Origin of the sequence: Paraburkholderia sp. SIMBA_053 (assembly GCF_046534895.1) — a bacterium.
In the GTDB taxonomy this organism is placed as follows: Bacteria; Pseudomonadota; Gammaproteobacteria; order Burkholderiales; family Burkholderiaceae; genus Paraburkholderia; species Paraburkholderia caledonica.
On sequence record NZ_JAWRXU010000006.1, the window covers coordinates 289,185 to 300,076 of the forward strand.

General features: G+C 63.0%; 10 protein-coding genes and 1 tRNA gene. 5 read left to right on the forward strand and 6 right to left on the reverse strand.

Annotated features, from left to right (window positions below; genetic code table 11):
- Positions 1-128 precede the first annotated feature (128 nt).
- From SB753_RS20785 to rodA, 5 genes are all read left to right on the forward strand, one after another.
- Positions 129-1,172 (forward strand): rod shape-determining protein, encoded by a 1,044-nt coding sequence (locus SB753_RS20785; protein WP_004189550.1) that lies wholly within the window; start codon positions 129-131, stop codon positions 1,170-1,172.
- A gap of 152 nt (positions 1,173-1,324) precedes the next feature.
- Positions 1,325-2,431 carry a rod shape-determining protein MreC gene (mreC, locus tag SB753_RS20790; RefSeq protein WP_408170736.1) on the forward strand — a complete coding sequence of 369 codons (1,107 nt, stop codon included), beginning with the start codon at positions 1,325-1,327 and terminating at the stop codon, positions 2,429-2,431.
- On the forward strand, positions 2,428-2,940 hold the full coding sequence (gene mreD, locus SB753_RS20795; protein WP_020067261.1) for a rod shape-determining protein MreD: 513 nt from the start codon (positions 2,428-2,430) through the stop codon (positions 2,938-2,940). Before mreC ends, mreD begins: the two co-directional genes overlap by 4 nt.
- Before the next feature lie 141 nt (positions 2,941-3,081).
- Positions 3,082-5,490 (forward strand): penicillin-binding protein 2, encoded by a 2,409-nt coding sequence (gene mrdA / locus SB753_RS20800; RefSeq protein ID WP_410801593.1) that lies wholly within the window; start codon positions 3,082-3,084, stop codon positions 5,488-5,490.
- Between the two features lie 10 nt (positions 5,491-5,500).
- Complete coding sequence (gene rodA / locus SB753_RS20805; protein WP_020067263.1) at positions 5,501-6,649, forward strand: rod shape-determining protein RodA; 1,149 nt, start codon at positions 5,501-5,503, stop codon at positions 6,647-6,649.
- Positions 6,650-6,786: 137 nt separating this feature from the next.
- On the opposite strand, the gene SB753_RS20810 is transcribed toward rodA, so the two are convergent.
- The 6 genes from SB753_RS20810 to SB753_RS20835 all read right to left on the reverse strand — a co-directional run bounded on the left by SB753_RS20810 (position 6,787) and on the right by SB753_RS20835 (position 10,816).
- Positions 6,787-7,488, reverse strand: a complete 702-nt coding sequence (locus SB753_RS20810) for a tetratricopeptide repeat protein (protein WP_020067264.1) — start codon at positions 7,486-7,488, stop codon at positions 6,787-6,789.
- Positions 7,485-8,267 carry an HpcH/HpaI aldolase family protein gene (locus tag SB753_RS20815; protein WP_088176089.1) on the reverse strand — a complete coding sequence of 261 codons (783 nt, stop codon included), beginning with the start codon at positions 8,265-8,267 and terminating at the stop codon, positions 7,485-7,487. The genes SB753_RS20810 and SB753_RS20815 overlap by 4 nt, the downstream gene beginning before the upstream one ends.
- Positions 8,268-8,470: 203 nt before the next feature.
- Positions 8,471-8,914 carry a 6-carboxytetrahydropterin synthase QueD gene (gene queD, locus SB753_RS20820; protein WP_410801658.1) on the reverse strand — a complete coding sequence of 148 codons (444 nt, stop codon included), beginning with the start codon at positions 8,912-8,914 and terminating at the stop codon, positions 8,471-8,473.
- Between the two features lie 9 nt (positions 8,915-8,923).
- Positions 8,924-9,556 carry a 7-carboxy-7-deazaguanine synthase gene (gene queE, locus SB753_RS20825; protein ID WP_410801595.1) on the reverse strand — a complete coding sequence of 211 codons (633 nt, stop codon included), beginning with the start codon at positions 9,554-9,556 and terminating at the stop codon, positions 8,924-8,926.
- A gap of 72 nt (positions 9,557-9,628) precedes the next feature.
- The gene (gene queC / locus SB753_RS20830) at positions 9,629-10,360 is read right to left on the reverse strand and encodes a 7-cyano-7-deazaguanine synthase QueC (RefSeq protein WP_027776813.1); all 732 of its coding nucleotides are present in this window, start codon (positions 10,358-10,360) and stop codon (positions 9,629-9,631) included.
- 380 nt (positions 10,361-10,740) lie between these two features.
- Positions 10,741-10,816 (reverse strand) — tRNA-Phe (locus SB753_RS20835).
- Positions 10,817-10,892 lie beyond the last annotated feature (76 nt).

A 10,892-nucleotide genomic window follows, 5' to 3' on the forward strand; every position in this document is an offset into this window, starting at 1 on the left:
CTCCGGTAGACTCCCTCGCAGCTTCAAGTTCCGGTGGCGCCGCTTCGCCCGGTTGAAGCTGTTATTTTTTTCCGCTGCCGCCCTGCGCATCGTTGCGAGGGCCGGCCCCAAGCGAGACAGGATTTTGAATGTTCGGTTTTTTGCGCAGCTACTTCTCCAACGATCTGGCGATTGATCTAGGCACCGCCAACACGCTCATCTACATGCGTGGCAAAGGCATCGTTCTCGATGAACCGTCGGTGGTTTCGATCCGCCAGGAAGGCGGTCCCAACGGCAAGAAAACCATTCAGGCAGTCGGCAAGGAAGCCAAGCAGATGCTTGGCAAGGTGCCGGGCAATATCGAGGCGATCCGCCCCATGAAAGACGGCGTGATCGCCGACTTCACGGTGACCGAGCAGATGATCAAGCAGTTCATCAAAACTGCTCACGAGTCGCGCATGTTCTCGCCGTCGCCGCGCATCATCATTTGCGTGCCGTGCGGTTCGACCCAGGTCGAGCGCCGCGCCATCAAGGAAGCGGCTCACGGCGCAGGCGCTTCGCAGGTGTATCTCATTGAAGAACCCATGGCCGCCGCAATCGGCGCCGGCCTGCCGGTGTCGGAAGCGACCGGCTCCATGGTCGTCGACATCGGCGGCGGCACGACCGAAGTCGGCGTGATCTCGCTCGGCGGCATCGTGTACAAGGGCTCCGTGCGCGTCGGGGGCGACAAGTTCGACGAGGCCATCGTCAACTACATCCGCCGCAACTACGGCATGCTGATCGGCGAGCAAACCGCCGAAGCCATCAAGAAGGAAATCGGCTCGGCCTTCCCGGGTTCCGAAGTGAAGGAAATGGAAGTGAAGGGCCGCAATCTGTCGGAAGGTATTCCGCGCAGCTTCACCATCTCCAGCAACGAAATTCTCGAAGCACTGACCGATCCGCTCAACCAGATCGTCTCGTCGGTCAAGATTGCGCTCGAACAAACGCCGCCGGAACTGGGCGCGGACATCGCCGAGCGCGGCATGATGCTGACGGGCGGTGGCGCGCTGCTGCGCGATCTGGACCGCCTGCTCGCCGAAGAAACCGGTCTGCCGGTGCTCGTCGCTGAAGACCCGCTGACGTGCGTCGTGCGCGGTTCGGGCATGGCGCTCGAGCGCATGGACAAGCTCGGCAGCATCTTCTCGTACGAGTAAGCGAGCGAGATCGATGTCAGTAGCGCGGATCTGGCAAACGGCCCCTTGCGGGCCGGTTTGCCGTTGGCTGGGCCAACCAGCCTCCGTGCGCTGAACCCGCGTTTCCAGCGCGCCGCCGCCTCACCCAACCGCTTACGCCCCCGGCGCCGACCATGGAATACAGTCCGCCGCCCCTGTTCAAGCAAGGCCCATCCGCTCTCGCACGACTGCTGTTTTTCGTCGTGCTCGCGCTGGCTTTGCTGATCTCCGACGCACGCTTCAAAACGCTCGAAATCGTTCGGGGCGTGCTCGGCGCGGGTCTTTATCCGTTGCAACGCGCGGCGCTCGTGCCGCGCGACGTCTTCATGGGCGCCGCCGATCTGGCCGTGACCAGCGCCACGCTGCGCAGCGACAACGAGAAGTTGCATACCAGGAACCTCCAGCTCGCACAGCAGGCGAACACGGCGGCTGAGCTATCCGCTGAAAACGCCCATTTGCGCGCGTTGCTGCAACTTTCGCAACGTGCGACCACGCAATCGCTGCCTGCGGAAATCCAGTACGACACACGCGATCCGTTCACGCAGAAGGTCGTAATCAATCGCGGCGCGCAGCAAGGCATCCAGAACGGATCGCCCGTCGTCAACGAAGACGGCGTGATCGGCCAGGTTACCCGCGTGTTCCCGCTACAGGCCGAAGTGACGCTGCTCACCGACAAAGACCAGGCTGTGCCAGTGCAGATCGTTCGCACCGGCCTGCGCAGCGTGATCTACGGCACGCCGAAGGGCGACACGCTCGATCTGCGCTTCGTGCCGATCAGCGCCGACGTCCAGACGGGCGACGAACTCGTCACGAGCGGACTCGACGGCGTGTACCCGCCGGGGCTGCCGGTTGCCAAGGTGGTCCGCGTCGATAAGCAGGCGGACACCGCATTTGCGCGCGTCATCTGCCTGCCTATCGCGCCGGTACGCGGCGCGCGTCAGTTGCTGGTGCTGCATTACGTGGCCGACGTGCCGCCGCGTCCAGCCGAAGAGCCGGAGCTGTCCGCTAAAGACGCGAAGGCAAAGAAGAGCGCGAAAGCGGCAGACAGCAAGGCCGCCGCCGATAAATCCGCCAAACCAGCGGAAAAGCCGGCCGCTGACAAGAACGCCCCCAAGCCCGCGGCAAGCGCGCCTGGCCAGGCAGGTAAAGCGGCGCCGGCCGACCAGAAACCCGCTGCGTCAAAGAAACCCGCCGCCGTCGAAAAAGCCAGGCCACAAGCCGCGCCGGGGGTGAAGCCATGAACCGTCCGCAATACATTCTGCAGCCGGTCAATCCGTACTTCATCGCGTTCAGCCTCGCTGCGGCCTTTCTGCTGAACCTGATGCCGTGGGGGCGCCTGATCGGCGTGCCTGACTTCGTCGCGCTCGTGCTGCTGTTCTGGAATGTGCATCAGCCGCGCAAGGTCGGCATGGGGATCGCGTTCTTCCTGGGTCTGCTAATGGACGTGCACAACGCCAGCCTGCTGGGCGAGCACGCGCTCGCGTACACGCTGTTGTCGTATGGCGCGATCACGATCCATCGCCGCGTCCTGTGGATGTCGCTCGGCGTGCAGACTTTCGCCGTCATGCCGCTGCTGGTGATCGCTCAACTGGTGCCGTTCGTCATCCGCCTGCTGACGGGCGCGGCCTTTCCCGGCTGGGGTTATCTGATCGACGGATTCGTCGAAGCCGCGCTGTGGCCCGTCGCGAGCCTGCTGCTGCTGATGCCGCAACGCCGGCCAGCCGACCCCGACGACACGCGGCCGATTTAACACGGCGTCGAGCGCGCAAGCAGTCCTCATGGAACTCAACTTTTCAGCCCGTTCGACGCCCATCGCTGTTCATGCCTTCCGGTTCAGGCCGGATCAGGCGCACACTCATGATGGCCGTCGCCCGGCCTTTTGCAGAATCGCATGACCGAATTCAAGGACACTCAGCAACAGCTCTCGAAGTTCCGCCTGCGGGTCGCGGCGGCGGGCCTGTTCGTGTTCGTCTGCTTTGGACTGATCGGCTTTCGCTTTCTGTTCCTGCAGGTGTGGCACTACAGCAAATACTCGCTGCAAGCCGACGAAAACCGCATTTCAGTCGCGCCGATCGTACCGAACCGCGGCATCATCACTGACCGTAACGGCGTGGTGCTGGCCAAGAACTATTCGGCCTACACGCTCGAAATCACGCCGTCCAAGCTGGGCGCGCCGCTCGAAACAGTGATCGACGATCTGGCCTCGGTCGTGTCGATCGACGCACGTGACCGGCGCCGCTTCAAGAAGCTGCAGGAAGACTCGAAGAACTTCGAAAGCCTGCCCATCCGCACCCGTCTGACCGACGACGAAGTCGCGCGCTTTACCGCGCAGCGCTTCCGTTTTCCGGGCGTGGAAGTGCGCGCCCGCCTGTTCCGCCAATATCCCCTCGGGCCGACAGCGGCGCACGTGATCGGCTACATTGGCCGCATCTCGCAGCGCGACCAGGATCGTATCGACGACGCCAGCGATCAGAACGACAGCGATCCGGAACACTACGATCCGCGTCTGGACGCAAACAACTACAAGGGCACTGACTACATCGGCAAGATCGGTGTCGAGCAAAGTTACGAGACCGAGTTGCACGGCCAGACGGGTTTCGAGGAAGTCGAAGTCACCGCCGGCGGTCGGCCCGTGCGGACGATGTCGCGCACGCAGGCAACGCCGGGCAACAACCTCGTGCTGTCGCTCGACATCGGTTTGCAGCAGGTTGCGGAGCAGGCCTTCGCGGGCCGCCGCGGCGCGCTCGTCGCTATCGAGCCGGCCACCGGCGACGTGCTCGCGTTCGTCTCCGCGCCGAGCTTCGATCCGAATTCGTTCGTCGACGGCATCGATCAGCAGACTTGGGACGAACTCAACAACTCGCCTGACCATCCGCTGCTGAACCGGCCGCTGCACGGCACTTATCCGCCAGGCTCGACGTATAAGCCGTTCATGGCGCTCGCAGCGCTGTCGCTGCACAAGCGCACGCCGGGTTGGGGTTTCCAGGACCCCGGCTCCTACACTTTCGGCGGTCACACTTTCCGCAACGACGTGCGCTCGGGTCAGGGCTGGGTCGACATGAACCGCGCGATCGTCGTGTCGAACGACACTTACTTCTACATGCTCGCTCACGACCTGGGCGTGAACGCCATTGCCGGTTTCATGAAACCGTGGGGTTTTGGCCAGATCACGGGTATCGACATCTCGGGCGAGGCGCGCGGCATCCTGCCTTCGACGGAATGGAAGCGCAAGGCCTACCGCAAGCCCGAGCAGCAACGCTGGTACGAAGGCGAAACGATCAGCCTCGGCATCGGCCAGGGCTACAACTCGTTCACGATCCTGCAACTCGCGCACGCCACGGCCACGCTCGCTAACAACGGCGTCGTGATGAAGCCGCACCTCGTGCGCGACATCGAAAATCCGATCACCAAAGGCACGCGCCCCGTCGTGCGCGATCCGAGCGACAAAATCGCGGTGAAGCAGTCCGACATCGACATCATCAAACGCGCGATGGAAGGCGTCATAACAAACGGCACGGCCTCCAAGCTGTTCATTGGCGCGCCGTATGTCGCCGCGGGCAAGACCGGCACCGCGCAGGTGTATTCGCTCCAAGGCGCGAACTACAAAGGCCATGCGATCGCGGAGCACTTGCGCGATCACGCGCTTTTCATCGCTTTCGCACCGGCGGAGCAACCGAAAATCGCGCTCGCCCTGATCGTGGAGAACGGCGGCTGGGGCGCCGAGGCGGCCGGCCCGATCGCGCGCAAGGTGCTGGACTACTACCTCGTCGGCAAGAATAAGCCCGGCGCGGAGGCAGCGGCAGTTGCAGCGGCAGCGTCGGCGACCGAGGACGCGTCTGCGCCGGAAGTCGGCGGTGCGCCGGCGCCGCAGGAAGCCGGGCAGCCGGTCAGGATCGCTGCGGGCTTCACCGCGCTGCCGATGCCCGGAGCGGCGTCCGCCGCGGCTGCTGCGTCGGCTGCGGCCGCAGCCGCTGCGGCGAACGGGGCATCGGGCGCAGGTGCGGCGTCGGGAGCGGCTGCAGCGTCTGCCGTCACGCCCACATCAAAGTTGTCCGCATCGACGGCGACGACCGCGACCACGCCAAAGCTACCGGCCTCGGGCACTGCGGGCGCACCCGCCTCGGCGGCAAAGGGTTCCGCGCCCCGCAAAACTGGCGCCCCGCGTCAACCGCGACCGGCGAGCGAGCCGGCACCGGTCGCCGCGCGCTCGGGAACCAGCACGCTACGCGATCCATCGCGCGATAACGGCACTCAAGCCACCTCGCCACGCCAGCCGGTTACCGGCGGCATCGACGAGTAAGGAGAAAGGCATGCAATTCGACAAGCGCGCCTGGATCGACCGCATCAAGCGGATGTTCGCAGGCTTCGACCGCCCGCTCGCACTGGTAGTGTTTCTGCTGCTGTGCGTGGGCATCGTCACCTTGTACAGCGCGAGTCTCGATGTACCGGGCCGCGTTGAAGACCAGTTGCGCAACATCATGCTGACGTTCGTGCTGATGTGGGCGCTCGCCAATGTTCCGCCCACCACACTGATGCGCTTCGCGGTCCCGCTTTATACATTCGGGATCGCGCTACTGGTTGCCGTGGCGCTCTTCGGCCTCACGCGCAAAGGCGCGAAGCGCTGGATCAATGTCGGCGTGGTGATTCAGCCGTCGGAGATCATGAAGATCGCGACTCCGTTGATGCTCGCCTGGTACTATCAGCGGCGCGAAGGCGTGATGCGCTGGTACGACTTTCTGGTCGGGCTGGTGATCCTTGCCGTGCCTGTGGGGTTGATCGCTAAGCAGCCCGACCTGGGCACCGCCGTGCTCGTTTTCGCAGCCGGTTTCTTCGTCATTTACTTTGCGGGTTTGAGCTTCAAACTGATCGTTCCGGTGCTGATTGCCGGCGTAATCGCGGTCGGCTCGATTGCGGCGTTTCAGGACAAGATCTGCCAGCCGGAAGTGCAGTGGCCGCTCATGCACGACTATCAGAAGCACCGCATCTGTACGCTGCTCGATCCGACTTCCGATCCGCTCGGCAAGGGCTTCCACACCATTCAGGCGGTGATCGCGATCGGCTCCGGCGGCCCGCTCGGCAAGGGCTGGCTGAAGGGCACACAGGCGCATCTGGAGTTCATCCCGGAGAAACACACCGACTTCATCTTCGCTGTGTTCTCCGAGGAATTCGGGCTCGCGGGCGGCGTCGTGCTGCTCACGCTGTACATGTTGTTGATCGCGCGCGGGTTGTATATCGCCGCCAACGGCGCGACGCTATTCGGACGCCTGCTTGCAGGGTCTCTGACAATGGCGTTCTTCACGTACGCGTTCGTCAATATCGGTATGGTGAGCGGCATCTTGCCGGTGGTCGGCGTGCCGCTGCCATTCATGAGTTACGGCGGCACCGCGCTGACGACGCTTGGCGTCGCCATCGGCCTGATCATGAGCGTCGCGCGACAGAAACGGTTGATGCAGAGTTAGCCGGTGGGCTGATAGAGAGAAGCGGCTTCGTTTAGCTGCAAGACAAACTGCAAGACAAACTGCAACGCGAACTGCCAGCACGCCGCATCGCAAGTTGCAAAACAGAAAGGGCGCATCGCCAGATGCGCCCTTTCTCGTTATTGAGGTTTCACTTCCTTGTGGTCCCGCAACTGCGCGCTCAGTTGCTGATACTTCAAGCGCGCCGCCGGATCGCCTTGCGCAGCTGCAGCCGCGTAATAAGCCCGCGCCACGTTGAGGTTTTTGTCGACGCCGTCGCCGCCGCGTTCGTAGAAAGAGCCTGTCACGTACTGCGCGGTCATATCGCCGCCCTCGGCAGCCTTCTTGTACCAGACGAACGCCTGCTGGTTGTCCCGATCGGTGCCCCGGCCATCCAGGAACTGATTAGCGAGCGCAAGCTCGGCCTGCACGTGCCCTTGCTGCGCGGCTTTCAGAAACCAGCGGTGCGCCTCGACCGGATCGCGGCCGACGAACTCGCCATCGTCATACATCTTGCCGTACACATATTGCGCGTGCGACATGTTCGCGTCGGCGGCCTTGCGCAGCCACTTCTTGCCTTCGTCGACGTTGACCGCGGTGCCTTCTCCGTTGAGCAGCATCATCGCGTAATTGAACTGCGCAAGCCGGCTGCCGCGCTCGGCGGCCTTGCGGAATTCTGCAAGCGCCGCACCGAAATTGCCGGCGTTGTAGTCGGCGACCGCGGTTTGCGTTTCCGGATCGTTCGGCTTCGCGAGACGATCCTGCGCATGCGCTGCGACGCCCGTGGTCAACGCCGCCGTAATCAACATGCGCGCGACAACGCCTTGCACCATCCACTTCATGACCTCACCTCCTGCAGCGCCTGGCGGGTTGCGCGCAACATCCACATGACGTCGGCGGCCAGAGCGATAAAACGAAAACCGGCATCGCGATGCTGCCTTGCGCTCGCGACGTCCATCGAAAAAATGCCGGCGGCAATGCCCGCCTTGTCCGCGGCGCTGACGATGCGCGCCATGGCCGCTTGCACATCGGCGTGCTTCGAATCGCCGAGATGACCGAGGCTCGCGGCGAGATCGGCGGGTCCGACAAACAGGCAATCGACGCCCGGCGTCGCTGCAATCTTGTCGACCTCGTCGAGGGCGCGCGCCGATTCGATCTGCACAATGGTCGCAATTTGCGCGTTGGCCGTTTGCACGTAATCGCGCCGCATGCCGTAGGCGGCGGCCCGCACGACGCCAGCGACGCCGCGCAGACCATCGAGCGCCTCGGCGCTCGGATATTGCGTCAGGCGTACGGCATGCGCAGCTTCTTCGGCGGACTCGATATTGGGGAACATCAGCGTGCGTGCGCCAGCGTCCATCACGCGCTTGACGAGCCAGCCCTCGTTCGCCGGTACGCGCACCACCGGTTCGCTCGGCAGATGCGCGGCGGCAATCGCACGCAATTGCGAAGTCACGTCGCCGCTGTCGTTGGGCGCGTGCTCCATGTCGATCAGCAGCCAGTCGAAGCCGGCGTGAGCGAGTGCCTCAGCGGCGGAATCGCTGCCGAGCGACAGCCATAGCCCGAACAGCGGATCGGCTTCTTTAAGACGTTGCTTGAGGGGATTGGTGAAGGTGCTCATCGCCACACTCCGTGATGATGAGCACCTTCATTGCCTGACACGAGGGGAAGCGCGCTCGTCAGGCGAGCCAGGCTCGAACGCGGACGGCTCGTTTGGCTGCTGCAACGCATTGCGGTGACCGGCATGTCTCGCTCCGTGTGGTTATCGGAGCGATCATACCGTGACAATAACGCGGCGGTTGGCCCGCGTAACGCGTGTGAGGGTTAGTCGCGAACCACGTCGGACCAACAATTCGGCGTCTCGTACAGACGCAGCTTGTGGAGGCGCAGATTCACGCCATAGTGCGCGTCATAAACGTTCGCGAGAATGTCGAACGCTACAGCGGCGAGATTTTCAACCGTCGGAATGCGATCGAGCACCACGGTCTTGTGGCCCGCCATTGTCTCGAGGAAGCCGCGCACTTGCGTGTCGCCTTCGTAGACGAGAAACGCGTGATCCCACTTGTCGACGAGATGCTCGACGGCGAGCGACTTGACGTCGGCGAAGTCCATCACCATGCCGCGGTCGGGCGCACCCTCCGTGTCGACCAGATCGCCTTGCAGCGTGATTTCGATCACATAGCGATGGCCGTGCAGATTACGGCACTGGCTGCGGTGATCGGGAATGCGGTGACCCGCGTCGAATTCGAGTTTTCGTGTAATCGTCAGCACGGCAAATCAGGGAATATTCAGATACTTGTGGGTCTGCATCGACAGGCGCCATTGCGGATGGCGTTTGCACCAGTCGATCGCGAGCTTGGTGTTGATGTCGCGCGACGGGCCGTCCATTGGCTGGACGAGGAAATACTCGAAGTCGAGCTGCGCGTAGTCGGACAGGCGCTGGTTGTCCTGCGGGATCACGACCTTCAGTTCGTTGCCTTTCGTGACGACGAGCGGCGCGTCGGCCTTCGGGCTCACGCAGATCCAGTCGATCGTCTCGAGCACCGGCAACGAGCCGTTGGTTTCGATCGCAATTTCAAATTCGGCCGCATGCAGCGCGTCTACCAGCGGCTGGTCGATCTGCAACATCGGCTCGCCGCCTGTGCAAACGACAAAGCGTTGACCCTCGCCTTCGGGCCATTGCGACGCGATCATCTGCACGAGGTCTTCGGCCGTGCGGTACTTGCCGCCGTTCTCACCGTCCGTGCCTACGAAGTCCGTGTCGCAGAACCGGCAGACGGCGTCGGCGCGGTCTTCCTCGCGGCCCGACCACAGATTGCAGCCGGCAAAGCGGCAAAACACAGCCGGACGCCCGGCATTCGCGCCCTCGCCTTGCAACGTATAGAAGATTTCCTTGACCGCGTACGTCATGCTGCCTTCTGCCTAGATTTGTACTTGTGTACCTAAAAACGACTGTTGGAGCCCCGCTGTGGCGAGGCCTTTTCACACCGGCTCGGTTACCTTTTCACCGGCGAGATAGGCTTCGTAACCACGCTTACGCAAGCGGCAGGCCGGGCATTCGCCGCAGCCGAAGCCCCATGCGTGCAATTCCGCGCGCTCGCCGACATAACAGGTATGCGTCTCTATGCGCACCAGTTCCACCAGTTCGTCGCCGCCTAGCTCATGCGCGAGGCGCCACGTATCCGCCTTGTCGAGCCACATCAGCGGAGTTTCGAGCAGGAGGCGCGTGTCCATGCCGAGATTCAGCGCGACCTGCAAAGCCTTCATGGTGTCGTCCCGGCAATCGGGATAGCCCGAAAAATCCGTCTCGCACATTCCGCCGACCAACACCTGCAAACCACGCCGATAAGCGATGGCCGCCGCGATCGTCATGAACATCAGATTGCGGCCTGGCACGAACGTATTCGGCAAACCGTTGGCCGTGGCCTCGATTTCGATCTCGCGCGTCATGGCCGTGTCGCTGATTGCGCCGAGCACAGACAGATCGATCATGTGATCGTCGCCGAGGCGCTCGCTCCACGCCGGGAACGTACGCACTACTGCATTGCGGAAGCCTTCGCGGCATTCGAGTTCGACGCGGTGCCGCTGACCATAGTCGAAGCCGAGCGTCTCAACCGTTTCATAACGTTCAAGTGCCCATGCGAGGCACGTGGCGGAATCCTGGCCGCCGGAAAACAGCACCAGAGCGCTACGTTTAGCGTCTTTGCGGATCACCGTGAAACTCCGTGAATGATGAGTGCCGCGTCGCGCTGCGCGAGGTGCGCCATGCAAGCAACGCGGCGCGACGCGAGCCGGCACTGCTGCCGGCCCAAAGCAGTATAGGCCGCGCCTTTGGCCTGCAAAGTCGCTGGGCGCTTATACCGTTGATCGTCGGGCGAGGGGTTCGGTGCGGATCGCGGCTCGGCCGCGGGCCCTTGAACGAATTCGGCGGGCGACGCACTCGCATGCAAGTGCTTGAACTGGCGCGATTTTATCACGCGATGCCGAACCTCGCCCGGCGCGCCCCGACGTACTACCGGCGAGCACCGAAGCAACGAAAGCTCACCGCAAAAGGAAAAGCCCCAGGAATCTTGCGATTTCCTGGGGCTGAATCCTGGTGGCCTGGGACGGAATCGAACCATCGACACGCGGATTTTCAATCCGCTGCTCTACCAACTGAGCTACCGGGCCAACGAAGAACGAAATGATATCAAAGGGTCATTCGCTGGGCAAGCCCCTTCCCGAAAAAATGTGGGGAGGTGAAATC